This is a genomic window from Amycolatopsis sp. NPDC051106, from assembly GCF_040682775.1.
GTDB lineage: Bacteria > Actinomycetota > Actinomycetes > Mycobacteriales > Pseudonocardiaceae > Amycolatopsis.
This window is the reverse complement of the sequence record NZ_JBFBBQ010000014.1, coordinates 41,217-64,969: the sequence shown is the minus strand read 5'-3', so window position 1 is coordinate 64,969 and position 23,753 is coordinate 41,217. Positions and strand designations below refer to the sequence as shown.

General features: G+C 71.0%; 25 protein-coding genes. 15 read left to right on the top strand and 10 right to left on the bottom strand.

Annotated features, from left to right (window positions below; translation table 11 throughout):
• Nucleotides 1–3: 3 nt before the first annotated feature.
• The 5 genes from AB0M83_RS13980 to AB0M83_RS13960 are packed head-to-tail and all read right to left on the bottom strand — an operon-like array spanning nt 4 to nt 4,846.
• Nucleotides 4–1,344, bottom strand: a complete 1,341-nt coding sequence (locus tag AB0M83_RS13980) for a serine hydrolase domain-containing protein (protein ID WP_364516797.1) — start codon at nt 1,342–1,344, stop codon at nt 4–6.
• A 46-nt stretch (nt 1,345–1,390) separates the two neighbouring features.
• Complete coding sequence (locus AB0M83_RS13975; protein WP_364516795.1) at nt 1,391–2,011, bottom strand: response regulator transcription factor; 621 nt, start codon at nt 2,009–2,011, stop codon at nt 1,391–1,393.
• Nucleotides 2,008–3,165 carry a sensor histidine kinase gene (locus AB0M83_RS13970; protein WP_364516948.1) on the bottom strand — a complete coding sequence of 386 codons (1,158 nt, stop codon included), beginning with the start codon at nt 3,163–3,165 and terminating at the stop codon, nt 2,008–2,010. The genes AB0M83_RS13975 and AB0M83_RS13970 overlap by 4 nt, the downstream gene beginning before the upstream one ends.
• Entirely contained in the window at nt 3,162–4,010 is an 849-nt protein-coding gene (locus tag AB0M83_RS13965; RefSeq protein ID WP_364516793.1) for an ABC transporter permease, read from the bottom strand. The genes AB0M83_RS13970 and AB0M83_RS13965 overlap by 4 nt, the downstream gene beginning before the upstream one ends.
• The gene (locus tag AB0M83_RS13960) at nt 4,007–4,846 is read right to left on the bottom strand and encodes an ABC transporter ATP-binding protein (RefSeq protein ID WP_364516791.1); all 840 of its coding nucleotides are present in this window, start codon (nt 4,844–4,846) and stop codon (nt 4,007–4,009) included. Before AB0M83_RS13960 ends, AB0M83_RS13965 begins: the two co-directional genes overlap by 4 nt.
• A gap of 240 nt (nt 4,847–5,086) precedes the next feature.
• On the opposite strand from AB0M83_RS13960, the gene AB0M83_RS13955 reads away from it, so the two are divergent.
• Together AB0M83_RS13955 and AB0M83_RS13950 are read left to right on the top strand one after the other, a co-directional pair.
• The gene (locus AB0M83_RS13955) at nt 5,087–6,781 is read left to right on the top strand and encodes an SDR family oxidoreductase (RefSeq protein ID WP_364516946.1); all 1,695 of its coding nucleotides are present in this window, start codon (nt 5,087–5,089) and stop codon (nt 6,779–6,781) included.
• A 14-nt stretch (nt 6,782–6,795) separates the two neighbouring features.
• Nucleotides 6,796–7,383 carry a TetR/AcrR family transcriptional regulator gene (locus tag AB0M83_RS13950; RefSeq protein ID WP_364516944.1) on the top strand — a complete coding sequence of 196 codons (588 nt, stop codon included), beginning with the start codon at nt 6,796–6,798 and terminating at the stop codon, nt 7,381–7,383.
• A 63-nt stretch (nt 7,384–7,446) separates the two neighbouring features.
• Here the strand turns inward: AB0M83_RS13950 and AB0M83_RS13945 are convergent, their stop codons facing one another.
• The gene (locus AB0M83_RS13945; protein ID WP_364516789.1) at nt 7,447–8,595 is read right to left on the bottom strand and encodes a citrate synthase 2; all 1,149 of its coding nucleotides are present in this window, start codon (nt 8,593–8,595) and stop codon (nt 7,447–7,449) included.
• 289 nt (nt 8,596–8,884) lie between these two features.
• Between AB0M83_RS13945 and AB0M83_RS13940 the strand changes: the two genes are divergently transcribed.
• The 7 genes from AB0M83_RS13940 (at nt 8,885) to AB0M83_RS13910 (ending at nt 14,119) form a co-directional block, all read left to right on the top strand.
• Complete coding sequence (locus AB0M83_RS13940; protein ID WP_364516787.1) at nt 8,885–9,187, top strand: urease subunit gamma; 303 nt, start codon at nt 8,885–8,887, stop codon at nt 9,185–9,187.
• 10 nt (nt 9,188–9,197) lie between these two features.
• A complete protein-coding gene (locus AB0M83_RS13935) occupies nt 9,198–9,503 on the top strand; it encodes an urease subunit beta (RefSeq protein ID WP_364516785.1) in 306 nt (101 codons plus the stop codon).
• Nucleotide 9,504: 1 nt separating this feature from the next.
• Entirely contained in the window at nt 9,505–11,220 is a 1,716-nt protein-coding gene (locus AB0M83_RS13930) for an urease subunit alpha (RefSeq protein WP_364516783.1), read from the top strand.
• A gap of 13 nt (nt 11,221–11,233) precedes the next feature.
• The gene (locus AB0M83_RS13925) at nt 11,234–11,914 is read left to right on the top strand and encodes an urease accessory UreF family protein (RefSeq protein WP_364516781.1); all 681 of its coding nucleotides are present in this window, start codon (nt 11,234–11,236) and stop codon (nt 11,912–11,914) included.
• Nucleotides 11,904–12,596: an urease accessory protein UreG gene (ureG, locus tag AB0M83_RS13920; protein WP_364516779.1), complete on the top strand. Its 693-nt coding sequence runs from the start codon at nt 11,904–11,906 to the stop codon at nt 12,594–12,596. Before AB0M83_RS13925 ends, ureG begins: the two co-directional genes overlap by 11 nt.
• Nucleotides 12,593–13,291 (top strand): urease accessory protein UreD, encoded by a 699-nt coding sequence (locus AB0M83_RS13915; RefSeq protein WP_364516777.1) that lies wholly within the window; start codon nt 12,593–12,595, stop codon nt 13,289–13,291. Before ureG ends, AB0M83_RS13915 begins: the two co-directional genes overlap by 4 nt.
• A 117-nt stretch (nt 13,292–13,408) precedes the next feature.
• Nucleotides 13,409–14,119: a TetR/AcrR family transcriptional regulator gene (locus AB0M83_RS13910; RefSeq protein ID WP_364516775.1), complete on the top strand. Its 711-nt coding sequence runs from the start codon at nt 13,409–13,411 to the stop codon at nt 14,117–14,119.
• Nucleotides 14,120–14,167: 48 nt separating this feature from the next.
• On the opposite strand, the gene AB0M83_RS13905 is transcribed toward AB0M83_RS13910, so the two are convergent.
• A complete protein-coding gene (locus AB0M83_RS13905; RefSeq protein ID WP_364516773.1) occupies nt 14,168–15,841 on the bottom strand; it encodes a hypothetical protein in 1,674 nt (557 codons plus the stop codon).
• 229 nt (nt 15,842–16,070) lie between these two features.
• On the opposite strand from AB0M83_RS13905, the gene pdxH reads away from it, so the two are divergent.
• The 3 genes from pdxH (at nt 16,071) to AB0M83_RS13890 (ending at nt 18,777) form a co-directional block, all read left to right on the top strand.
• The gene (gene pdxH / locus AB0M83_RS13900) at nt 16,071–16,748 is read left to right on the top strand and encodes a pyridoxamine 5'-phosphate oxidase (protein WP_364516771.1); all 678 of its coding nucleotides are present in this window, start codon (nt 16,071–16,073) and stop codon (nt 16,746–16,748) included.
• 172 nt (nt 16,749–16,920) lie between these two features.
• Nucleotides 16,921–18,189, top strand: coding sequence for an MFS transporter (locus AB0M83_RS13895; protein WP_364516942.1), 1,269 nt, complete (start codon nt 16,921–16,923; stop codon nt 18,187–18,189).
• A gap of 24 nt (nt 18,190–18,213) precedes the next feature.
• A complete protein-coding gene (locus AB0M83_RS13890) occupies nt 18,214–18,777 on the top strand; it encodes a DUF3558 family protein (RefSeq protein ID WP_364516769.1) in 564 nt (187 codons plus the stop codon).
• Nucleotides 18,778–18,780: 3 nt separating this feature from the next.
• On the opposite strand, the gene AB0M83_RS13885 is transcribed toward AB0M83_RS13890, so the two are convergent.
• The 3 genes from AB0M83_RS13885 to AB0M83_RS13875 are packed head-to-tail and all read right to left on the bottom strand — an operon-like array spanning nt 18,781 to nt 21,019.
• Nucleotides 18,781–19,605 carry an MBL fold metallo-hydrolase gene (locus AB0M83_RS13885; RefSeq protein WP_364516940.1) on the bottom strand — a complete coding sequence of 275 codons (825 nt, stop codon included), beginning with the start codon at nt 19,603–19,605 and terminating at the stop codon, nt 18,781–18,783.
• Nucleotides 19,606–19,607: 2 nt separating this feature from the next.
• Nucleotides 19,608–20,441 carry an MBL fold metallo-hydrolase gene (locus tag AB0M83_RS13880; protein WP_364516767.1) on the bottom strand — a complete coding sequence of 278 codons (834 nt, stop codon included), beginning with the start codon at nt 20,439–20,441 and terminating at the stop codon, nt 19,608–19,610.
• Entirely contained in the window at nt 20,441–21,019 is a 579-nt protein-coding gene (locus tag AB0M83_RS13875; RefSeq protein ID WP_364516765.1) for a TetR/AcrR family transcriptional regulator, read from the bottom strand. The genes AB0M83_RS13880 and AB0M83_RS13875 overlap by 1 nt, the downstream gene beginning before the upstream one ends.
• A gap of 66 nt (nt 21,020–21,085) precedes the next feature.
• Between AB0M83_RS13875 and AB0M83_RS13870 the strand changes: the two genes are divergently transcribed.
• The 3 genes from AB0M83_RS13870 to AB0M83_RS13860 are packed head-to-tail and all read left to right on the top strand — an operon-like array spanning nt 21,086 to nt 23,687.
• Nucleotides 21,086–21,991: an aldose 1-epimerase family protein gene (locus AB0M83_RS13870; RefSeq protein WP_364516763.1), complete on the top strand. Its 906-nt coding sequence runs from the start codon at nt 21,086–21,088 to the stop codon at nt 21,989–21,991.
• The gene (locus AB0M83_RS13865) at nt 21,958–22,449 is read left to right on the top strand and encodes a GNAT family N-acetyltransferase (protein WP_364516761.1); all 492 of its coding nucleotides are present in this window, start codon (nt 21,958–21,960) and stop codon (nt 22,447–22,449) included. The genes AB0M83_RS13870 and AB0M83_RS13865 overlap by 34 nt, the downstream gene beginning before the upstream one ends.
• 20 nt (nt 22,450–22,469) lie before the next feature.
• The gene (locus tag AB0M83_RS13860; RefSeq protein WP_364516759.1) at nt 22,470–23,687 is read left to right on the top strand and encodes an amidohydrolase; all 1,218 of its coding nucleotides are present in this window, start codon (nt 22,470–22,472) and stop codon (nt 23,685–23,687) included.
• Nucleotides 23,688–23,753 lie beyond the last annotated feature (66 nt).

Below are 23,753 nucleotides of genomic sequence, written 5' to 3'. Positions count from 1 at the left end.
CAGTCAGCGCCAGCCGTCGACGCCGCCCGGCACCGGCGCCGCCGGGTCGTACGGCGTGCGGGTGAAGATGAACGTCGCGAGGTCGAGGTGCGTGGCGACGCCGTCGGAGCCGCGGCCCACTTCGAGCGTCTCACCCGCGTAGTAGCCGTCGAGGCCGACGTAGGTGTCGCGGCCGGTGGCGCGGAACCGCGAGCTGCGCCCGGCCCCCTCGGCCGGGGCCAGCAGGAGCAGCCCGTCACCCTGGATGCGCAGGTGGTACGGCGTCGGGCCCCAGTGCCAGAGCCCGGTGAGGGCGAGCAGCGCGGGGTCGACGGCCGACGGCTGCCACTCGGCGGGCAGGCGCGGCTCCCGCTCGTCGGTCATCGTGATCAGGTCCAGGCAGAGCTGGGTGATGCCGACGCCGGCCGTCGAGTTGGTGAGCACGAGCGCGCCGGTCTGCGCGACCGGGTCGACCAGAGTGACGGCGAGGAAGCCGGGCATCGAGCCGGTGTGCCCGGCGAGGCGCCGGCCCTGGTAGCGCACGAGCATCAGGCCGAGGCCGAACCCGGTCGTCCAGACGTCGGTGTCGTCGACGGTGACCATGGTCCGCATCTGCTCGAGGGTCTCCGGCGCGAGCACACCGCCGTCGTGGCCGCCGAGGAACGCCGTCCAGCGGGCGAGGTCGGTGGCGGTGGACCACAGCTGCCCGGCGGGGGCCATCGCCCCGGCGTCGGGGCTCGGCTCCGGCAGGAGGACGTCGGCGAAGGGGTGCACGGCGAAGCCCTGCGCGTGCTCGCCGACCGGGTGCGGGGTGGTGCGGGTCATCCCGAGCGGGCCGAGAACCTCCTCGTCGAGCACGGAGAGCCAGCCCTTGCCGCGGTGGCGCGAGACGAGCTCGCCGAGCACGCCGTAGCCGACGTTCGAGTAGTGGAACTTCGCGCCCGGCCGGTGCTTGGTCGCGCCCTCGGCGAGGCTCCCGGCGAGCACGTCCCAGTCGGCGCCGGGGGTGCGCTCCCACCAGAGGCCGGGCGACTCGGACGTCAGGCCGGAGGTGTGCGACAGCAGCTGGGCGACGGTGGCGGCGCCGAAGGGCGTGCCCGGGACGTGCTTTTCGAGCGGGTCGTTGAGGTCCAGGAGGCCTTCGTCGCGCAGCCGCATGACGGCGGTGGCGACGAGGGTCTTGGTGATCGAGCCCAGCCGGTACTGGGTGTCGGTGCCGGGCGGCCGGTCGCCGACGCGCCCACGGCTCCCGGACCAGACGATCTCGCCGTCCCGCACGACGGCGGCGACGAGCGAGGGGGCGCGGCAGGCCGCCTGCTCGTGGGCGATCCGGCGGAGCAGGGCGTGTTCGGTCGACTCAAGCATGGGGGCATTCTGCCGCGCTCCGGCCGGTGAAGCAGGTCCCGGGCCTTCAGCCGAGCAGGTTGCGGGACATCGCCGTCGTGACCGCGGCCGTGCGGTCGGACACGCCGAGCTTGCCGAACACCCGCAGCAGGTGCGTCTTCACCGTGGCCTCGCTGATGTGCAGCGCCCGGCCGATGTCCGCGTTCGTGCCGCCCTTCGCGACCAGGCGCAGCACTTCCACCTCTCGCGCCGACAGCGACTGCGGCTCCGGGTTGCGCACCCGGTTGACCAGCTTCCCGGCCACCGACGGCGCCAGCACGGTCTCCCCGCGCGACGCCGCGCGGATTGCGTTCGCCAGCTCCGTGCGCGACGCGTCCTTCAGCAGGTAACCCGACGCCCCCGCCTCGACCGCGCGCAGGATGTCGGCGTCCGTCTCGTACGTCGTCAGCACCACGATCCGCCGGCCCGGCTGCTCGCGCAGGATCCGCTTCGTCGCGCCTACGCCGTCCAGCCCGGGCATCCGCAGGTCCATCAGCACGACGTCCGGCCGCACGACGCGGTCGAGCGCGACGGCTTCGTCACCGGAGCCCGCTTCGCCGACCACCGTCAGGTCGGGTTCGGCTTCGAGCATGCCGCGGAGTCCCTCGCGGACGACGGGGTGGTCGTCGACGAGCATGATGCGGATCAAGCCGGCACCTCCAGGGTGAGTTCGGTGCCGCGCGGGCCACTTCGGACGCTCAGTCTGCCACCCACCTGCTCGGCCCGGGACCGCATGCCGCGCAGGCCGAAGCCGCTGACACTGTCGGGGTCGAAGCCGGTGCCGTCGTCCCGGACGGACAGCCGCGCGAAATCGTCCACAACGGACAGTCGCACCGAGACGGACGACGCCGCCGCGTGCCGCCGGACGTTGGTCAGCGCCTCCTGCGCGCCGCGCAGCAGGACCACTTCGCCCGCCATGCCGATAGCCGGGAGCGCACCGTCCACTTCGTACTCGACCGCCACGCCCGTCTCGTCGGCGAGCCGGCCGGCCTGGCGGCGGACGGCGTCCACGAGCGACCCGGACGCGAGATCGGTCGGCGCCAGCGCGGCGACCATCGTGCGGGCTTCGGCGAGGTTCTCCCGCGCGGTGCGGGCGGCCAGCTCGACGTGCCGCCGCGCCGCCGCCGGGTCGGTGTCCAGTTCGGACTCGATGGCCTCGGCGAGCGTGACGATGCTGGTGAAGCCCTGGGCCAGCGTGTCGTGGATCTCGCGGGCGAGCCGCTCGCGCTCGGCCGCCGTGCCCGCCTCGCGGGAGAGCCGGGCGACCTCGGCCTGGCTCGCTTCGAGCCGGTCGATCAGGTCCGCCCGCCCCCGGCTCTCCTCGATGAGGTGCAGGATGAACTTGCCGGACAGGATTCCGAACACGACGAGGATCGCCGTCATCGGCAGCAAGATGTGCAGCGCCGGTCCCCGCAGCCCGTCGGCCGCGATCGACGACAGCGGGCTCAGCACGATCGCCAGGGTGGTGAGCACCGCGGCCGGGCGGAACTCGAGCGTCGAAAACAGCAGCGGGCACACCATGAACAGGATGAAGCTGGACGTCGTGTTGGCGAACATCGCGACCGCGACCAGCGCCACGACCGCCAGGGCCAGCGTCCACCGCTGCTTCAGGTGCCCGTCGTCGCGCACCACCCGGCGCCCCCACAGCAGGTAGGTCAGCGCGAGCGCGGTGAGCGCCCCGACCGCGACGACGGCGCGGACCGGGTCGGTCTCGTCCAGCAGCACCAGGACCGTGGTGGCGACGTACGCCACCGCGAAGAGGATCTCCCAGAGCCAGTTGAACCGGTCCCAGGCGTCCTTCACTTCGTGTCGGTCCACCGGAAGCTCAGCCGCGCCAGCACCGCGCCCACCACGCACCAGATCCCCAGCACCAGCGCCACCCGCGGGAGTTCCCATGAACCAGCCATCTCCATTCCGACCGCGCCGTCCGGCAGGAAGACCGACCGGAAGCCCTGGCAGATCCATTTGAGCGGGAAGAACGACGCGATGTCCACCATGATCTTCGGAAGGTTCGTGATCGGCGTGACGAACACGCCGGAGATGAACTGCAGCACCAGGTACAGCATCTGCACCACGGCGACCGCGCCGGTGGTGGACTTCGCGAGCGAGCTGAGCGCGATGCCGAGCAGCGTGCACGAGACGATCCCGAGCGCGAACACCCACAGCAGTGTCAGCCACTTCGCCGGCTCGGACGGCAGTTCGAGCCCGAACAGCAGCACGGCGACCGCGGCCATCAGCACGGTCTGCGCCAGGCTGGACACCGCGACCAGCACCATCTTGCCGATGAAGTACGCCGCCGAGGGCATCGGCGTGCCGCGCAGGCGTTTGAGCGCCCCGGTTTCCCGGTCGGCCGAGACGCCGGTCGCGATGCTGTTGAACGACGTCGACACGATGCCGGAGCCGATCATCCCGGCCGCGAGCAGCTGCCCGGACGTGACGCCGGCGAGGGCCGTCGGACCGTCCAAGATGGACCCGAGCAGGATCATCAGGACGGCGGGCAGGGAGAAGGTGAAGACGACCTGCTCTCGGTGCCGGAAGAACTGCCGCAGCTCGGTGCCGCCGCGGGCGAGCCCCAGCGACAGCGGGCCGGGGAGGTTTGGGGAGTTCCGGGTGGCGGAGCCCCCGGCCCCGGACGTCGCGGCGGTCATGCCTTGTCTCCGATCAGGTCCAGGTAGATGTCCTCCAGGCTCGGCCTGGTCACGGTCAGCCCGGCGAGCTCCCTACCCCCAGCAGAGAGCTCGGTGACGAGCTTGGTCGGGTACGCGGTGCGCTCGGCGTGCTCACCGCGTTCGTCGGTCCACCGCACGGTGGCCTCGGCGGCGGCGCGGCCTCCCAGGTTCTGCGGCGTGTCCTGCGCGACGATCTCGCCCCGCGCGATCACCGCCACGCGGTCGGCGAGCGCTTCGGCCTCGTCGAGGTAGTGGGTGGTCAGCAGGATGGTGGTGCCTTCCGCGGCGAGCTCACTGATCAGCGTCCAGAAGTGCCGCCGCGCTTCGGGGTCGAAGCCCGTGGTCGGCTCGTCGAGGAAGAGCAGCTCGGGCCGCCCGATGATGCCCAGTGCCACGTCGACGCGGCGCCGCTGCCCGCCGGAGAGCGTCTTGACCCGCGCCTTGGCCTTCTCGGTGAGCCCGACCTTCTCGATCACCTCGTCGGGATCGCGCGGGTCGGGGTAGTACTTCGCGAAGTGCCGCACGGTCTCGGCGACGCTCAGCTCGGCGGCGTCGTTGGCGGTCTGCAGGACGATCCCGATGCGCGACCGCCAGGCCCGCCCGGCCTTGCCGGGGTCCTCGCCGAGGACGGTGACCTCGCCGTCGGTCCGCTGCCGGTGGCCTTCGAGGATCTCGACGGTCGTGGTCTTGCCGGCGCCGTTCGGGCCGAGCAGGGAGAAGACCTCGCCCCGGGCGATGTCCAGGTCGAGCCCGGCCACCGCGAGGTGACCGGGGTACTGCTTGCGCAGGCCGCGCACGCTCACTGCTGGGGTCATGGCTTACAGCCTGGCCGTCCCCGGTCTCGATGGGGAGCAACGCTCAGCTGAATCCCGGTGTCCATCGAACGGTGGACAGAGTCGTCAGCCGGGCCGCTCGGTTTCCCGTGGAACCACGAAAACGCTGTCATACAAGCGAAATCGCGTCGGATGCATGAACGCCATCCGGCCACCAGCCGCCGCGTGGGTGAATCGTACTGTTGACAAGTTGTCTAACATGACAGAATGTCTCACAAGTGGGTGACCGCCAGTGACGGTGTCCGCCTCTCGGTCCACGTCGAAGGCCGCGAAGACGGGCCCACGGTCGTGCTCGTGCACGGCTACCCCGACAACAGCTCGATGTGGGGTGGAGTAGCCGCCGAGCTGCGCGCGAAACACCGGGTCGTCACCTACGACGTCCGTGGCGCCGGACAGTCGGACAAGCCCCCGGGACGCGCGTCCTACCGGCTGGACCAGCTGGCCGACGACCTCCGGGCGGTCGTCGACGAGGTGCAGCCGCACGGCAAGGTTCACCTCGTCGCCCACGACTGGGGTTCGATCCAGACCTGGCACGCCGTCACCGGAGCCGGCCTGCCCGGCCGGATCGCGTCCTACACGTCGATCTCCGGCCCGAGCCTCGACCACGCCGGCGCGTGGTTCCGCGCGCAGCTCACCCGCCCGACGCCGAAGCGGCTCAAGAACGCCCTGAGCCAGTTCCTCCACTCGTGGTACATCCTCGCGTTCCAGGTGCCGTTGATCCCGGATCTGCTGTGGCGCACCGGTCTGCTGGGCAAGCAGATCCAGCGCATGGAGCCCGACGCCGCGAAGCCGGACAAGAGCGACGGCCTGCACGGCCTCGAGCTCTACCGCGCCAACATGTTCACCCGGCTGTCCCGCCCCGCGCCCCGCGCCGCCGACGTCCCGGTGCAGGTCCTGGCGCCGACCGGGGACGCCTACGTCACCACGCCGCTGCAGACGGAGATCGCGCGCTGGGTGCCGGACCTGCGGATCCGCCCGATCGCCGGGACGCACTGGGTGACCCGCGCCAAGCCGGCGGTGGTCGCGCGCGCCGCGGCCGAGCTGATCGAGTACGCCGAAACCGGCGCCGAGAGCCGGGCTTTGAAGAAGTCGCGGGTGGGCGCCGGCCGGTTCGAGCACAAGCTGGTCGTCGTCACCGGCGCGGGCAGCGGGATCGGCCGGGCCACCGCCCTCGCGTTCGCCGCCGAAGGGGCCGACCTCGTCATCACCGACATCGATCCGGCGGCGGCCGCGGAAACCCTGAAGCTGCTGGGAGACCACGGCATCGCGGAGTACACAGTGGACTCCAGTGACGGCGAGGCCGTGCACCGCTTCGCTCGCGATGTGCGCGAGAACCACGGCGTCCCGGACATCGTGGTCAACAACGCCGGGATCGGCATGTCGGGCCCGTTCCTCGACACGTCCGTCGAAGACTGGGAACGCGTCATCGACGTCAACCTCTGGGGCGTGATCCACGGCTGCCGCGCCTTCGCGCCGATGCTTGCCGAGCGCGCCGAAGGCGGCCAGATCGTCAACCTCGCGTCGGCCGCCGCCTACCTGCCGTCGAAGATCCTCACCGCCTACGCCACGACGAAGTCCGCCGTGCTGACGCTGAGCGTCTGCCTGCGCGCCGAGCTGGCCGAGCACCACATCGGTGTCACGGCGGTGTGCCCGGGCATCGTGAAGACGAACATCACGAACACCACGCGGTTCGTGGGAGTGTCCGAAGAGGAGCAGCGACGGCGTCAGCAGCAGAGCTCGAAGCTCTACGCCCGGCGTGGGTTCGGTCCGGAAGGCGTGGCGAAGGACATCCTGCGGGCCGTGGAGAAGGACACCGCGATCGCACCGTCCACTCCGGAGGCCAAGGCCGCGCTGGTCCTTTCGCGACTGACGCCGGGACTGCTGCGCGCGGCGGCGAAGCTGGACCTGACGCCGTGAGCCGGCCGCGGCGGATGTCGCCGCAGGCCCGCCGTGACGACCTGATCCGCGCCGCACTCGACCTGTTCGGCTCGCGGGCGCCGGAGCTGGTCACCGTGGACGACATCGTCGTGCGCGCCGAGGTGTCGCGGCCGTTGTTCTACCGGTACTTCTCGAGCCTGCGCGAGCTGCAGGTGGAGGCACTGCGCACGGTCACCGACGGGCTCATCGACGGCCTGGCCGGTCTCGAGGAGGGCCCGCCGGAGGCGCGGCTGTGCGCGGCCGTCCGCGGCCTGATCGACGTCGCCGACCACTACCGCGCGGGCTACATCGCGTTGCTGCGCAGCGGATCGGTGATCGCGACGTCCGAAACGGACGCGGCGATCGACGAGGTCCGCAACCGCGCGGTGGCCCTGATCCTGGACGCCCTCGGCGTCACCGACCCCTCGCCGCTGCTGTCCCTGACCCTGCGCTGCTGGACGGCGGTAGTCGAAGGCGCTCTGCTCAGCTGGCTCCAAGAGCGCACGCTCCCGCGCGAGCACCTGGACACCTGGCTGGTCGACCAGCTCACGGCCATGCTCAGCGTCACCATGGCCCACGAAGGAGGCAACACTTTCGGGTGAAGTAATGCGGAGGGTTTACCTCCGGAACACTTTCCCCACGAAAGTGCCGCCTCCGGCGCGGGGTCAGTGCTTGGTGACCAGTTCCCAGCCCTCGACGTCCTCGGGCGTGCGGGGCGCCGGGCCGACGTACTTCGCGGAAGGGCGCACCAGACGGCCGGTGCGCTTCTGCTCCAGGATGTGCGCGGCCCAGCCGGCGGTGCGCGCCGAGCTGAACATCGACGGCATCATGTGCGGCGGCACCTGCGCGAAGTCCAGGATGACCGCGGCCCAGAACTCGACGTTCGTCTCGATCGGGTGGTCCGGACGGCGCTCGCGCAGCTCCTTCAGCGCCGCCTGCTCCAGCGCGACGGCCGCTTCGTAGCGGGTCGCGCCGAGCTCCTTGCAGGTCCGGCGCAGCACGCGGGCCCGCGGGTCCTCGGCGCGGTAGACGCGGTGGCCGAAGCCCATCAGGCGTTCCTTGCGGTCGAGGATGCCCTTGACCAGGCCCGCCGGGTCACCGGTGCGCTCGACCTCTTCGATCATCGGCAGCACGCGCGCCGGGGCACCGCCGTGCAGCGGGCCGGACATCGCGCCGATGGCACCGGACATGGCCGCCGCGACGTCGGCCCCGGTGGACGCGATGACGCGGGCGGTGAAGGTCGACGCGTTGAGGCCGTGCTCGGCGGCCGACACCCAGTAGGCGTCGAGCGCCCTGACGTGCGCGGGGTCCGGCTCGCCGCGCCAGCGGATCAGGAACCGCTCGGTGATCGAGTGGGCCTCGTCGACGCGGGTCTGTGGCACGGCGGGCTGGCCGATGCCGCGGGCCGACTGCGCCACGTAGGACAGCGCCATCACCGAGGCGCGGGCGAGCTGCTCACGGGCTTCTTCGTCGGTGATGTCGAGCAGCGGGCGGTAGCCCCAGATCGGCGCGAGCATGGCCAGCGCGGCCTGGACGTCGACCCGGACGTCGCCGGTGTGCACCGGCAGCGGGAACGGCTCGGCGGGCGGGAGGCCGTGGCCGAACCGGCCGTCCACGAGGAGGCCCCATACGTCACCGAAGGTCACCTTGCCGGCGAGGTCCTCGATGTCGACGCCGCGGTACCGCAGCGCACCGCCGTCCCGGTCGGGTTCGGCGATCTCGGTGTGGAAGGCGACGACGCCCTCCAGACCCGGTCGGAAGCCGTCGTCGGGTTCGCCGGACGGCTGTGGCTTGGTGATCGTGGAGGTAGTCACTGTTTCGCGGAACCTTTCGGTGCGCTTTCTTCCCCGTCTTGGTGGTGGTGCTCGCGCGGACGGAATAGCGCACGGAAAGCGCGCACCATCGCACGGATGGATAGACCTTGCTCCCTCGATCGCCGGGGGGCAATCGAAAGATGCGGTGGTTTCGGTCACGATTACGAGAACGATTCAGTCACCGAGGCTGTACGGCCGGAGAATTTTCGGTACGCAGTGTGACGAAGCCCAGGTTAAAGGTATGTTTCCGAACCACGCGGGACCGTGGTCCGGGTGATAGACCTGAGCGATGCACCTCAGCCCGCAGGAGCGCGACAAGCTGCTGATCCACGTGGCGGCCGACGTCGCGCGGAAGCGGCTGGACCGCGGCGTCCGGCTGAACTACCCGGAAGCGGTCGCGCTGATCACCGACCACGTCCTCGAAGGGGCCCGCGACGGGCGCACCGTCAGTGAGCTCGTCGCCAGTGGCCGGACCGTGCTCTCCCGGGCGCAGGTGCTCGACGGCGTGCCGGAGATGGTCGAATCCGTGCAGGTCGAAGCCACTTTCCCGGACGGCACGAAGCTCGTCACCGTGCACGACCCGATCGTCTGAGGAGGGCCGGATGCACCCAGGTGAGATCATCCCCGGCGCCGAGCCGGTCGAGCTGAACCCCGGCCGCCCGCGCGTCCGGCTGCTCGTGCGCAACCTCGCCGACCGGCCGGTCCAGGTCGGCTCGCACTACCACTTCGCGGCGGTGAACCCGGGCCTCGAATTCGACCGCGACGCCGCCCGCGGGCACCGGCTCGACGTCCCGGCCGGCACGTCGGTGCGATTCGAACCTGGCGTCGAACGGGAAGTCGATCTTGTTCCGCTCGCCGGAGCGCGCCGAGTTCCGGGCTTGCGGTCCGAATTTTCGGGAGAGTTCTGAAATGCCGCAGATCGACCGCGAGCGCTACGCCGAGCTGTTCGGCCCGACCACCGGCGACCGCATCCGGCTCGCCGACACGGACCTGCTGATCGAGGTCACCGAGGACCGCTCGATGGGGGCCGGCGGCTCGGGCGACGAGGTGCTCTTCGGCGGCGGCAAGGTCATCCGCGAGTCGATGGGCCAAGGGATGGCGACGCGCGCCGAGGGCGCGCCCGATCTGGTCATCACCGGCGCGGTCGTCCTCGACCACTGGGGTGTCGTCAAGGCCGACGTCGGCGTGCGCGACGGCCGGATCGTCGGCATCGGCAAAGCCGGCAACCCGGACACGATGGACGGCGTCGACCCGGCCCTGGTCATCGGGCCGTCGACGGAGGTCCTGGCCGGCAACGGCAAGATCCTCACCGCCGGCGGCATCGACTGCCACGTCCACTTCATCTGCCCGCAGCTCGTCGACACGGCGCTGGCCGCGGGACTGACCACTTTGGTCGGGGGCGGCACCGGGCCCAACGAGGGCACGAAGGCCACGACCGTCACGCCCGGCGCGTGGAACCTCGGCCGGATGCTGTCCGCCATGGACGGCTACCCGGTCAACGTCCTGTTGCTGGGCAAGGGGAACACCGTCCGGCAGGAGGCGCTGCGTGAGCAGCTGGCGGCGGGCGCGGGTGGCTTCAAGCTGCACGAGGACTGGGGCACGACACCCGCGGCGATCGACGCCTGCCTGACCGTGGCCGACGAGTCCGGCGTGCAGGTCGCGATCCACACCGACACGCTCAACGAAGCGGGCTTCCTGGAGTCCACTGTGGACGCCATCGGCGGCCGCTCGATCAACGCGTACCACACCGAAGGGGCCGGTGGCGGGCACGCGCCGGACATCATCGAGGTCGTCTCGCTGCCGAACATCCTGCCGTCGTCGACCAACCCGACCCGGCCGCACACGGCCAACACGCTCGACGAGCACCTCGACATGCTGGTGGTCTGCCACCACCTCAACCCGTCGGTGCCCGAGGACCTCGCGTTCGCCGAGAGCCGGATCCGGCCGTCGACGATCGCCGCCGAGGACGTGCTGCACGACCTGGGCGCCATTTCGATGATGAGCTCGGACTCGCAGGCGATGGGCCGGATCGGCGAGGTGATCATCCGGACGTGGCAGACCGCGCACGTCATGAAACGGCGTCGTGGTGCCCTGCCCGGCGACGGCGCGGCCGACAACCTGCGCGCGCGTCGCTATGTCGCCAAGTACACGATCAACCCGGCCATCGCACACGGCATGGAGACCGAGATCGGCTCGGTCGAGGTCGGCAAGCTCGCCGACCTGGTGCTGTGGGAGCCCAAGTTCTTCGGCGTCCGGCCGCACGTCGTCCTCAAGGGCGGCTTTCCGGCGTGGGCGGCGATGGGCGACGCGAACGCGTCCATCCCGACGCCGCAGCCGGTCATGGCCCGCCCGATGTTCGGCGCGAACATCGGTGCGGCGCTGAGCCTGCACTTCGTCGCGCCGTCCGCATTGGACAGTGGACTGCGCGAGACGTTCGGCATCACGCGACCGCTGGTCGCCGTGTCGAACACGCGGGCGCGGACCAAGGCGGACATGGTGCTCAACGACGCCACGCCGGACGTCCGCGTCGAGCCGGACAGCTTCGCGGTGCACGTCGACGGCGAGCTGATCGAGCCGCAGCCGGTGACGGAACTGCCGATGGCCCAACGCTACTTCCTCTTTTGATGGGCACCGTCTGATGGACCTCTCGGCGCTGATCCTCGCGGACTCCCGCTTCCCCGGCGGCGGGCACGTCCACAGTGGCGGGCTGGAGGAGGTAGTCGCCCGCCGGCTGGTGACTTCGGTGCGCGACCTGCCGGGATTCCTTTCCGGACGGTTGCGGACGGCGGGATTGCTGGCGGCGGTCTTCGCTGCTGCCTCCGCCCATGCCGCCGCACGAGAAGTCCCTAGTGGACATTGGGCCGTGCTCGATGCCGAACTGGACGCGCGGACGCCGTCGCTCGCGCAACGAGAGGCCTCGCGCGCACAGGGCCGGGGGACCGCCCGGGCCGGCCGGATCGCCTGGCCGTCTCCGGTTCTGGACGCGTTGCTGGCGGAGACGCCGCGGCCGCACCACCCGGTGGTGCTGGGCGCGCTGGTCGGCGTCGCGGGCGGGTCGCCGTACGACGCCGCGATGGCCGTGGCCTACCTCGCGGTGAGCGGGCCGGCGAGTGCCGTGGTCCGGCTGCTGGGGCTGGACCCCTTCGCGGTCAACGCCGTCGTCGCCCGTCTCGACCTGCGGTCGGTCGCGGAGGAAGCGGCGGCCGTGGCGGGGGACGACCCGGCGTCGCTGCCGTCGCCGGGGTCACCGGCGTTGGATCTGTTCGCCGAGGCGCACGCCCGGCACCACCAGGAAGAGGTGCGTCTCTTTGCCAGCTGAGCACGGACACGGGCACGGCCACGTCCACCCGGTCAACTTCGACCCGACGGCCGCCGAGCCGGACCACTACGACGCGGCGCCGGCGGCCGGGCGCGCGTACCGGATCGGCATCGGCGGCCCGGTCGGATCGGGCAAGACGGCGCTGACCGCCGCCTTGTGCCGCGCCTTGGGTGACGAGATCAACCTGGCGGTCGTCACCAACGACATCTACACCACCGAGGACGCGGACTTCCTGCGGCGGGCCGGAGTCCTGGACCCCGCCCGGATCGAAGCGGTGCAGACGGGTGCGTGCCCGCACACCGCGATCCGCGACGACATCACCGCGAACCTGGACGCGGTCGAGCGGCTGGAGGAGAAGTTCCCGGCGCTGGACCTGGTGATCATCGAAAGCGGCGGCGACAACCTGACGGCGGTGTTCAGCCGCGGGCTGGCCGACAGCCAGATCTTCGTGGTGGACGTCGCGGGCGGTGACAAGGTGCCGCGCAAGGGCGGCCCCGGCGTCACGACGGCGGACCTGCTGGTGATCAACAAGATCGACATCGCGCACCTGGTCGGCGCGGACATGGACGTGATGACGTCGGACGCGCACCGGATGCGGGGGCCGCTGCCGGTCATCACGCAGTCCCTTGTGGACACCCCGGACGCGCCGGCGGTCGCCGAGTGGGTGCGTTCACTGCTGTGAAGGCCCACGCCCGGCTGACGGCGTGCTTCGACGGCACGCGGACGGTGCTGCGCGAGCTGCGGTCGATGGCGCCGCTGACGTTGTTCCCGCGCCGGGGCCGCGGTCCGCTGGCGGTGGTGCACCTCGTCAACTCGGCGACGTCGCCGTTGGGCGGGGACGACCTGCTGCTTTCCGTCCACGTCGGTCCGGGTGCTTCGCTGCGTCTCTCCGGTGTCGCGGCCACGCTCGCCCTGCCCGGTCTGCACGGCGAAGGTTCGGTGTCGACGGTTTCGTTGGTCGTCGAGGAAGGTGGCTCGGTGGAGTACCTGCCCGAGCCGACGGTGATCACCGCGCGTGCCCGGCACACGGCTGTGTTCCGCGCTTCCCTCGCGGCCGACGCCTACCTGCACACGCGGGAGGTGCTGGTGCTGGGGCGGGCCGGGGAACGCCCGGGGTCGCTGACGACGTCTTCGCACGTCACGCGGGGTTCCGCGCCGGTGCTGCGCCAGACGTTGTCGATCGGGGATTCCACTTTGGACTCCAGCCTCGCGGTGCTGGCGGACCGCCGGGTGCTGGCGACGGACCTGGTGGTCGGCGGCCCGGACCTGCCGGCGGCGTCGGGTGAGTGGTGGTCGCGGACCCCGCTCGCCGCGGGCGGCACGCTGACGACGTCGCTCGCGCCGGACGCGGTCACGGCCCTGCGCCCCTTCGCGTGACCCGTTCGCCGGAGAAGACCCCCTGCGGCCTCTCCGGCGAACCGTTGGTAATCGAGATTTTCACAAAGTAGTCACCCGGGTAGGATCTGGCAATCCCTCGGAAGGAGGAGAGAACCGGTGGCTCGCACGTACGGCGGCGTCGCACCCGAGCAACGCCGCGCCGATCGCCGTGCTCGCCTGCTCACGGCCGGCCTCGAGCTCTTCACCTCGACCGGCTTCCGGCACACGAAGATCACCGACGTGTGCGCCCGTGCCGGTGTGTCGACCCGGAACTTCTACGAGGAGTTCACCGGCAAGGAGGACGTGCTCCGCACCCTCCACGACCAGATCAACAGCCTGGCGCTCGCGCACGTCACCGCGGAGCTCGACAAGGTCGCCGACGCCGACGCGCTCACCCGCATCTCGACGCTGCTCGACGTCTTCATCGCGACGGTCACCGTGGATCCGCGGATGCCGCGCCTCAACTACGTCGAAGCGGTCGGCGTGAGTCCTGAGCTCGAGGCGCAGCACCAGGTGTGGGTCGACCGCTGGGCGAACTTCATCGCCGCCGAAGCGACCCGGGCCGCGGAGCACGGCGTCGCGCCCAAGCGGGACTACCGGCTGACGGCGATCGCACTGGTCGGAGCGGGGACCGGGCTGCTGCGGGAATGGCAGGCGCACGACCCGCCGCTGCCGGTCGAAGAGATCGGCGCGGAGTTCCGGGCGATGATGCTGTCGGCCATCATGCGGCCGGAAAAAATCTTGGAACTGCCGGGCAACCCCGGCGCCCGCTCCGGCGTGGAACAGTCAAGCCGGGCGGGGGCACGGGGGGACGCCCGGCGAACGTGAAGGCCCGCTCACCCGCTGCGGACGCGGGTGAGCGGGCCTTGACGGACTTTACGCCTGGCGCGGCGCGGGCATCCCGAGCGAGACCGGGCCCGTCGTCTGGCAGACGTCGTGGCAGGTGTTGTCGAGCGTGCAGCACAGCGAGCAGATCGGGCCGTCCTGCTTCGCGCAGTCGGCGACGTCCGGCAGTTCGTACGGATCGCCGCAGACCGAGCAGGCGTGCGTCGCCCGCAGGTCGGCGTCGACGTCCGGGCCGGCGACCGTGTTCGGCCGGGCCAGGTAGTACTTCCCGCGGGTGGCCACGGCCAGCGCCGGCACCAGCACGACGGCGATGACCAGGGCGAGCAAGGGGCGGAACGCGGCCAGGAACTCGCCGAACGCCCCGAAGTAGGCCACGATCGACACCGTCGACGCGACGACCATCGAGCCGAACCCGACCGGGTTGATCTTGTGCAGGTACGCCCGCTTGAACTCGATGTACTTCGGCGAAAGCCCCAGCGGCTTCGCGATCACCAGGTCCGCGCACACCGCGCCGATCCACGCGATCGCGACGTTCGAGTAGAAGCCGAGGATCTTGTTCAGGAACCCGAACGCGCCGAACTCCATCAGCGCGAGCGCGATCCCGCAGTTCACGAGCACGTACCAGACCCGGCCCGGGTGCTTGTGCAGCACGCGGGAGAAGAAGTTCGCGAACGACAGCGAGCCGGAGTACGCGTTCGTCGTGTTGATCTTGATCTGCGAGACGACGACGAACAGCGCGGCGAACGTCAGCGCCACCGGGCCGAGCGCGGGCTTCACCGCTTCGAGGTACGGCGCGATCGGTTCGAGCGCGTGCGTCTTCCCGACGACGCCGAGCGCGAGGAACGCCAGCAGCGCGCCGCCGATCTGCTTCGCGGCGCCGAGGATCACCCAGCCGGGTCCGGCGGCGAGCACCGCGGTCCACCACGACCGCTTGTTCTCCGCCGTCTTCTCGGGCATGAACCGCAGGTAGTCGGCCTGCTCGCCGATCTGCCCGATCAGCGACAGCGCGACGCCCATGCCGAAGCCGAACCCGATGGCGGAGAACCCGGCGCCGGCGCCCTCGGTGCCCGCGAAGTGGGTGAACTCGGCGAACTTGCCCGGCTCGCGGACCAGTACGACGACGAACGGGAGCACCAGGCCGGCGATCCACAGCGGCTGCGTCCAGGTCTGCATCTTCGCGACCGCGCCCATGCCGTAGAGCGCGAAGGGCAGCACGATCAGCGTCGCGAGGAGGTAGCCGATCGGCAGCGGGATGCCGAGGGCCAGCTCGAAGGCCTGACCCATGATCGAGCCTTCGAGCGAGAAGAAGATGACGGTGAAGCTCGCGTAGACGAGCGACGTCAGCGTCGACCCGAGGTAGCCGAAGCCGGCTCCGCGGGTCAGCAGGTCCATGTCCACTCCGGACTTCGCGCAGGCGGCCGCGATGGGCACGCCGGTCCCGAAGATGACGACGGCCGCGGCGAGGATCGCGAGGACCCCGGACGTGAAGCCGTAGGAGAGGACGATGCTGGCCCCGATCGCGAAGTCGGCGAGGTAGGCGATGCCGCCCAGCGCGGTCGTCGCGACCACGAACGGCGACCACTTCCGGAACGAATGGGCGGCGAAGCGCAGTGAGTAGTCCTCGCGGTTTTCGTTGGCCGCGAGCGGGGCGTACCGGCGTTTCGGTGGGGCGCTTTCTTCGGCGTTCGACAGGGTCTCGGTCATGCCTGCCTCCGGGGTGGTGGGGAACGGGCCGAAGGTAGGTGCGTCCTGTATCGATCCTGGTCCGGCGGGTAACGCGGGGGTTACGGCTTGTTGTCCAGCGGTTACGGGCTGGTGGCGCCGAGGTCGTGGCGGGTGTCACCGTTCAGTGGGTTCCGCCGCAGCTCGGAAGGCCCTAACGTGCCTAAGGCCGAAGTCGACTGATGCCCCGACCGGGCGTGGAGGTTTGGCGATGATGCCGGAGATCAAGGATCAGGTGGAAGACGCCGTAGTTCGCCTGCCGGGAATGCGCGTGGCCTACGACGGTGCCGCGTTCGACGAATCCGCGCTGGCGGCCACCTGGACCGATCAGCTGCAGGGCTGGCTGAACCAGGCAGTCGCGGCCGGGATCGCCGAACCGAACGCGATGGTGCTGGCGACGGCGGACGCCGAAGGCCGGCCGTCGTCCCGCACGGTGCTGTGCAAGGGCCTCGACGAGCGCGGAGTCGTGTTCTACACGAATTACACGTCGGAGAAGAGCCACGACCTGACGGCGACGCGGTACGCGTCGGTGACGTTCCCCTGGTACGCGCTGCACCGCCAGGTCCACGTCCGCGGCGAGGTCGAAAAGGTCGGCGTCAAGGAGACGGCGGAGTACTGGGCCCAGCGCCCCCGCGGTTCGCAGCTGGGGGCGTGGGCGTCCCCGCAGTCCCGGGTGGTCGACGGCCGGCGGGCGCTGGACAACGCGCTGAGCGGCATCGAGCGCCGGTTCGCGGACGTCGAGCAGATCCCGGCGCCGCCCCACTGGGGCGGCTGGCGGATCCGGCCTGACTTGGTCGAGTTTTGGCAGGGGCGCGAGGACCGGATGCACGACCGGCTCCGGTACGTCCGGAACGACGACGGGTGGACCATCGAGCGCGTGGCGCCTTAGGTTCCAGCGCCCCAAGGCGGCCTTGGTTGCGTCTCACGCACCGAAGGCCGCCTTGGTTGCGTCTGACGCACCGAAGGCCACATTGGGGCGCTCTCCCGGGCGACGGAAATCACGCGACCCCAGATAGTTAGCCGAGCTAAACTCATCCGTTGTGACCTCTGAGCCCGAGACCTTGCCGCCCCGTCGAAACGGTGTCCGCAAGCTCCTCGGGCGCATCATCGTCGACACCCGGCCGCTGAAGATCCCGGCCTTCCGGCGGCTCTGGCTGTCCACTGTGGTCACCGCTGTCGGCACCCAGCTGACCGCCGTCGCCGTGCCCAAGCAGGTCTTCGACCTCACGGGCTCCTCCGCCTACGTCGGTCTCACCGGGCTCGTCGCCCTCGTGCCGCTGCTGGTCTTCGGGCTCTGGGGCGGCGCCGTCGCCGATGCCGTCGATCGGCGGAAGCTGCTCGTCGTCACCAACGTCCTCGTCGCCATCACCTCCGCGCTGCTCTGGCTGCAGGCGTTCCTGAACTTCGGCTCGGTGTGGCTCGTCCTCGCTCTCCTGGCCGTCAACCAGGCGCTCTTCGCGATCAACATGCCCACGCGCGGCGCCGTCGTCGCGCGGCTCGTCCCCGGTGAACTGCTGCCGTCGGCCAACGCGCTGAGCTCGACCATGTCGACCTTCGGCGCCGTCTTCGGGCCGCTGCTCGCCGGGGCGCTCATCCCGGTCCTCGGCCTCTCGACGCTCTACCTCATCGACGTCGTCGCCCTCACGATCACGCTGCTCGCGGTCTGGCGGCTGCCGGCCCTCCCGCCGCTCAACGGCCCGTCCCGGCGCGCGGGCGTCAGCGACGTCGTCGAGGGCTTCCGGTACCTCGCGACGAAGAAGGTGCTGCTCGCCTCGTTCGTCGCCGACATCATCGCGATGGTCTTCGGCATGCCACGCGCGCTGATCCCGGAGATGGCCGAACGCACGTTCGGCGATCCACCCGGCGGCGGCCCCGCCCTCGGCTGGCTTTACGCCGCCCTGCCCGCCGGCGCGATGCTGATCGGCCTGTTCTCCGGCTGGCTCACACGCATCCAGCGCCAGGGCGTCGCGGTCGTCATCTCGATCTGTGCGTGGGGCGCGGCGGTGGCGGCGTTCGGGCTCGCGCATTCGCTGTGGCTCGCGGTCCTCTTCATGGCGGCGGCCGGCGCGGCCGACATGGTCAGCGCCGTCTACCGGATGGCGATCCTGCAGGTCGCGACCACCGACGAGATGCGCGGCCGGCTCCAAGGTGTGTTCACGGTCGTGGTCGCCGGCGGCCCGCGGATCGCCGACCTGGTCCACGGCTGGGGCGCGGCCGCGTTCGGCACGGCGGCCGCGGCGAGCGTCGGCGGCTTGCTGGTCATCGTGGCGGTGTGCGCGTCGATGTTCCTGCTCCCGGCGTTCTGGCGATACCGGGCGCCCACCGCGTAGGCCGTTCGGACTAGGGTGCCCGGTATGCGTACCCTCGCCGTCGTTTTGGTCGCTTTTGCCGCATTGACCGCCTGCTCCTCGGGCGACGAGCCGTCGAAGACGCCTTCGCCGTCGAAGCCCTCGTCCGCGCCCAAGCCGAGTTCGAGCGCCGACCCCGCCGCGGCGGCGGTGCTGGACCCGTGCAAGCTGCTGCCCGCCGCCGCGGTGTCGAAGGCGCTGTTCCTGGACAACCTCCAGGCGGTGGCGGGCCCGGTTCAGGACACCACGGCCAACGGCGGCAAGGCCCGCAGCTGCGAGTACCAGCTGAACGGCAAGGCCGCGGGCGCGCTCGCGGTGACCCGCTACGAAGGCCGCGAGGGCAAGCCGGGCGAGATGGTGGCCTCGATCAAGAAGGCGAAGCCGGGCGCGAAGGACGTCGCCGGCTTCCCGGACGGCGCCGTCTACTACGTCGACGAGCAGAAGACGGCCACCCTCGCCTCGGCGGAGCTGGTCTCGGGCACGCCGGTGCTGGTCAACTACACCGGCCCGGCGAAGATGACGCCGGAGCAGATGGCGCCGCTGGTCAAGCAGGCCCTCGACGCGAGCTGACGCTCACCGGCGCAGGGCCGCCAGCTCCACTGGGCTGTGCGCCGAGAACACCGTGACCTCGTCCTGGTGCTCGCGCGCGAGTTCGTGCAGCCGCGCCAAGTTCGCCAGCCTCGGCTTGCGCAGTGTCTGGACGAGGTTCTGGAACGCCGTCATGCCGGGCGGGCAGTGCGGCGCGACCGGGTCCAGCTGGCCGTGGAAGAAGTACGCGTCGCCGGCGTGCAGCAGCCAGCCGTCGCCCGTGTCGACCGCGACGCCCGTGTGGCCGCGCGTGTGGCCCGTGAGCGGGACCAGCAGAATCTCCTCCGGCAGGCCCTTGAGCGACCGGACCGCCTCGAAGCCGAACCACGGCTCGCCCAGCTCGTCGTACGTGCTCCACAGCGGGCGGTGGGCGAACTGCGCCGCGCGGTAGCGGTTCTTTTCGGCCGCGTTCGCCGGGGACGTCGCCGCCCGGTGCTCCTCGGCGCGGACGTGCACGACGGCGTTCGGGAAGTCCGCCAGCCCGCCCGCGTGGTCGACGTCGAGGTGCGTCGCGACGATGTGCCGGACGTCGGCGGGGTCGAGGTCGAGCGCCCGGATCTGCGCGACGGCCGTCTCGGCGGCTTCCAGCCGGGCGCCGACCATCGCCATGAACGGCCGGCCCAGCCACTCGCCGGGGCGGGCCACGGCCTGGGCGCCGAACCCGGTGTCGACCAGCACCAGGCTGCCGCCGGTCTCGATCAGCAGGCAGTGCGCGACCAGCTCCGCCCGCCGCAGCAGGCCGGGCTCGCCGTCGAGCAGCTTGCCGCCCGCCGGACGCATCGATCCGCAGTTCAGGTGGTGCACCTTCACCTTCATACCCTGCTCCTGGAGCTCAGCCGGCGGAAGTCGGTCTCGTCGTGCGCGGCGAAGACGGTCACCTCGTCGCCGTGCTCCTGCACAAGCTGGCGCAGGCGGCGCTGATTGTCCAGCCGGGCACCCTTGACCGTCTCCACGCGGCCCTCGAACCACTTCAAGCCGGGCGGGCAGCGCGGGGTGGCGTCGACCTGTCCGTGGAAGAAGTACGAGTCGCCGGCGTTGAGCAGCCAGCCTTCGCCGGTGTCGACGGCGACGCCCGCGTGGCCGCGCGTGTGGCCGGAGAGCGGGACCAGCAGGACCTCCGGCGGGAGGCCGTCGAGCTGCCGGACCGCGTCGAAGCCGAACCACGGTTCGCCGGTGTCCGCATAGGACGTCCATTGTGGACCGTGGGCGAACTGGATCGTGCGGTAGCGGCCGCGTTCGGCGGCGTCACGCGGTTGCTGGAAGGCCCGCAGCTCCTCGGCGTAGACGTGCACGCGCGCCCACGGGAAGTCGATGAGCCCGCCCGCGTGGTCGAGATCGAGGTGGGTCAGCACGATGTCGCGGACGTCGGCGGGGTCGAAGCCGAGCGCGCGGATCTGGGCGATCGCGGTCTGCGCGGGATCTTCGACCGGGTTCGACTGGCGGACGAAACCCGCGCCCAGCCAGGCGTTCCGGTCGACGGCGGCCGGTGTGCCCATGCCGGTCTCGACGAGCACGAGTCCCGTGTCCGTCTCCAGGAGCAGGCAGTGGCAGACCATGGTGGCGCGCCGGAACAGGCCCGGCCGTCCGTCGATCAGCCCGCCGCCGAGCGGGCGCAGGGTGCCGCAGTTCAGGTGGTGGACGCGCATCAGGAGAACTCCCGGTCGAGGGTGGCGTGCAGGTGGGTGGCGACGGCGCGCAGCGGCGCGAGGTCACGGCGGGTGCGGGCCAGCAGCAGGCCGCCTTCGATCGCGGCGAGCACCACGGTGGCCAGCTCGTCCGAGCGTTCGGCGGAAAGCTGTTGTGCGCCGAAGTAAGCGGCCAGCACTTCGTGCCACGACGAGTAGCCCGCGGCGCAGGCTTCGCGGATCGGTTCGCTCTCCGCGGCGGCGTCGAGCGCGACCGTCGCGAGTGGACACCCGCGCTGGAAGTCCGATTCGGTCAGGAAGCTCGCGAGCGCTTCGACGGTGCGGTCGATCGCGGTCACGGCGTCGGGCGCGTCGCGCAGGATCGCTTCGAGGAGCGCGCCCGTGCGTTCACTGGAAAGCCGGACGGCTTCGGCGGCGAGCTGCTCCTTGCCGCCGGGGAAGTGGAAGTAGAGCGACCCCTTCGGTGCGCCCCCGGCCGTGATCAGCTGGGTGAGGCCGGTGGCGTGGTAGCCCTGCGAGTGGAACAGGTCGGCGGCGGTGTCGAGCATCCGCTGCCGCGTGTCGGTGCGACGGACCATGGCGCCGACTGTAGCTCAAACTATGACGACCGGTCTAGTGAATATGGGTCTCGGTAAGGTCGTTGCATGGGCAACCCGACCGGTCAGCAGTTCGAGATCACCCGCGGCAACGCGCGCGCCGTCGTCACCGAGATCGGCGCGGGGCTGCGCGCGTTCGAGGTCGGCGGAGTGCCGTACGTCGAAGAGTTCCCCGAAGACGCGAAGCCGCCGAAGGGGGCCGGGCAGGTCCTGCTGCCCTGGCCGAACCGGACGAAGGCCGGCAAGTGGACGTTCCAGGGCGAGGAGCAGCAGCTCGAGATCACCGAGGAGGCGCGCGGCAACGCCATCCACGGCCTGACCCGCCACCTCGAGTGGGAGCTGCTGGAGCACGCCGAGTCGTCGATCACCCTGGCCGTCGACGTCGAGGTGCAGCCGGGCTGGCCGGTGCCGCTGCGCGCGACGGTGACGTACGAGCTCGCGCCGCGCGAGCTGACCATCACGCACGAGATCCGCAACGAGGGCGAGCAGCCGATCGGCGTCGGCGTCGGGACGCACCCGTACTTCCGGATCGGCGACGTCCCGACCGACGAGCTGACTCTCACGCTGCCCGCGAGCCGCGTCCGGCCGTACCTGGGCGACGAGCAGATGCCGTACGCGCCGGAGCAGGACGTCGAGGGCACGGAGTACGACTTCCGCGCCGGCCGGGTGCTGGCGGGCGTCGACCTGGACACGGCGTTCGGGTCCCTGTCGGCCGCCGACGACGGCACGCACCACTTCGTCCTGGGCCACGAAGACCAGCGGCTGGTGGTCTGGACCGGCCCGGACTTCCGCTGGGCGCAGGTGTTCACCCCGGACGACCTGGTCGGCCGCGGCCGCGCGGTCGCGATCGAGCCGATGACCTGCCCGGCGGACGCGCTCAACACGGGCACGGACCTGATCGAGCTCGAGCCGGCGGCGTCGTGGTCGGGCAGCTGGGGCATCCGAGTCGGGTGAAGCGGCTGGGCGTGGCCGACGCGGGCGAAGTGCTGACGCTGCAACGCGCGGCGTACCTCACCGAGGCCCGCGCGCACGACGACTGGGACCTGCCGCCGCTGCTGGAGACCCTGGACGAGACGCGGGCGGCGCTTGCGTCGTGTTTGTCCTGGGGGATCCGGGAGAGCCACCGGTTGGTCGCGGCGGTGCGCCTGACGGTGACGGGCGAGGTCGGCGTGCTCGGCCGGCTGGTGGTGGCACCGGACCGGCAGGGGTGCGGCCTGGGTGGCGGGTTGCTGGCTTTCGCCGAGTCGGCGGCCCCGCCGTCGGTGACGGTTTTCCGGCTGTTCACCGGGGCGAAGAGCGCCGGGCCGCTGCGTCTGTACGCGAAGCACGGCTATCGCGAGACGCACCGGACGCCGGAGAACAACCACGAACTGGTGCACTTGGAGAAGGCCCGCGTGCGGCCGCCCGAGTGAGTTCGTTAGCGTGGCGAACTATGGCGAAGGCAATTGTCGGGGGCCATGTCGTCCCCATCGACGGTGATCCCATCGAAGGCGGCACGGTCCTGATCGACGACGGCAAGATCGTCGCGGTCGGCACCGAGGCGGACGTCGACATCCCGGAGGACGCCGAGCTGATCGACGCGGCGGGCACCTGGGTGCTGCCGGGCTTCATCGACGCCCACGCGCACCTCGGCGTGCACGAAGAGGGCGAAGGCTGGTCGGGCAACGACACGAACGAGATGACCGACCCGAACGGCGCCCGCTTCCGCGCCGTCGACGGCATCGACCCGTACGAACCCGGCTTCGACGACGCGCTGGCCGGCGGCGTGACGAGCGTCGTCATCAAGCCCGGGTCGGGCAACCCGATCGGCGGCCAGACGATCGGCGTCAAGACCTGGGGCCGCAGCATCCTCGACATGATCTTCGCGGAGCACGTCAGCGTGAAGAGCGCGCTCGGCGAGAACCCGAAGCGCGTGTACGGCGACAAGAAGCAGACGCCGTCGACCCGGCTGGGCGTCGCGGCGATCCTGCGTGAGGCGTTCACCAAGGCCCGCAACTACCAGGCGAAGCGCGCGCACGCGGAGGCCGAGGGCAAGCCGCACGAGGTCGACCTGACGATGGAGACGCTGTCGAAGGTCCTCGACGGCGAGCTGTACTGGGACCAGCACGTCCACCGCGCGGACGACATCGTGACGGCGCTGCGGCTGGCCGACGAGTTCGGCTACAAGCTGGTGATCAACCACGGCACCGAGGGCCACCTGATCGCGGACCTGCTGGCTTCGCGCGACGTGCCGGTGATCCTGGGGCCGCTGTTCACCACGAAGTCCAAGGTGGAGCTGCGGAACCGGACTTTGCGGTCCGCGGGCATCCTGGCGCGGGCGGGCGTGAAGATCGCGATCACGACGGACCACCCGGTGATCCCGATCAACTTCCTGGTCTACCAGGCGGCCCTGGCGGTCAAGGACGGCCTCGACCCGGCGACGGCGCTGCGTTCGCTGACCGTGAACCCGGCCTCGATGCTGGGCCTCGACGGCCAGATCGGGTCACTGAAGCCGGGCCTGGACGCGGACGTGGTGCTGTGGAGCGGAGATCCGCTCGATGTGATGAATCGGGCCTTGCGAGTGTTCATCCGGGGCGACGAGGTGTACCACTTCGACGAGACTCGGGGCGAGGGCGTGTCGAAGGACCGCCGCTACCGCGAGACCCGCTGAGTTTCGGACGGCACGCCGGTAACCGGGCGGTTCCGGCGTGCCGTCCGTCTGTTCACGCGAGGTGCC

Excerpts from the sequence above, each read along its gene's own strand:
- AB0M83_RS13980 (WP_364516797.1), bottom strand. The coding sequence starts at position 1,344 with ATGCTTGAGTCGACCGAACACGCCCTGCTCCGCCGGATCGCCCACGAG.
- AB0M83_RS13965 (WP_364516793.1), bottom strand. The coding sequence starts at position 4,010 with ATGACCGCCGCGACGTCCGGGGCCGGGGGCTCCGCCACCCGGAACTCC.
- AB0M83_RS13960 (WP_364516791.1), bottom strand. The coding sequence starts at position 4,846 with ATGACCCCAGCAGTGAGCGTGCGCGGCCTGCGCAAGCAGTACCCCGGT.
- AB0M83_RS13950 (WP_364516944.1), top strand. The coding sequence starts at position 6,796 with ATGTCGCCGCAGGCCCGCCGTGACGACCTGATCCGCGCCGCACTCGAC.
- AB0M83_RS13940 (WP_364516787.1), top strand. The coding sequence starts at position 8,885 with ATGCACCTCAGCCCGCAGGAGCGCGACAAGCTGCTGATCCACGTGGCG.
- AB0M83_RS13935 (WP_364516785.1), top strand. The coding sequence starts at position 9,198 with ATGCACCCAGGTGAGATCATCCCCGGCGCCGAGCCGGTCGAGCTGAAC.
- AB0M83_RS13930 (WP_364516783.1), top strand. The coding sequence starts at position 9,505 with ATGCCGCAGATCGACCGCGAGCGCTACGCCGAGCTGTTCGGCCCGACC.
- AB0M83_RS13925 (WP_364516781.1), top strand. The coding sequence starts at position 11,234 with ATGGACCTCTCGGCGCTGATCCTCGCGGACTCCCGCTTCCCCGGCGGC.
- AB0M83_RS13905 (WP_364516773.1), bottom strand. The coding sequence starts at position 15,841 with ATGACCGAGACCCTGTCGAACGCCGAAGAAAGCGCCCCACCGAAACGC.
- pdxH (WP_364516771.1), top strand. The coding sequence starts at position 16,071 with ATGATGCCGGAGATCAAGGATCAGGTGGAAGACGCCGTAGTTCGCCTG.
- AB0M83_RS13890 (WP_364516769.1), top strand. The coding sequence starts at position 18,214 with ATGCGTACCCTCGCCGTCGTTTTGGTCGCTTTTGCCGCATTGACCGCC.
- AB0M83_RS13880 (WP_364516767.1), bottom strand. The coding sequence starts at position 20,441 with ATGCGCGTCCACCACCTGAACTGCGGCACCCTGCGCCCGCTCGGCGGC.
- AB0M83_RS13875 (WP_364516765.1), bottom strand. The coding sequence starts at position 21,019 with ATGGTCCGTCGCACCGACACGCGGCAGCGGATGCTCGACACCGCCGCC.
- AB0M83_RS13870 (WP_364516763.1), top strand. The coding sequence starts at position 21,086 with ATGGGCAACCCGACCGGTCAGCAGTTCGAGATCACCCGCGGCAACGCG.
- AB0M83_RS13860 (WP_364516759.1), top strand. The coding sequence starts at position 22,470 with ATGGCGAAGGCAATTGTCGGGGGCCATGTCGTCCCCATCGACGGTGAT.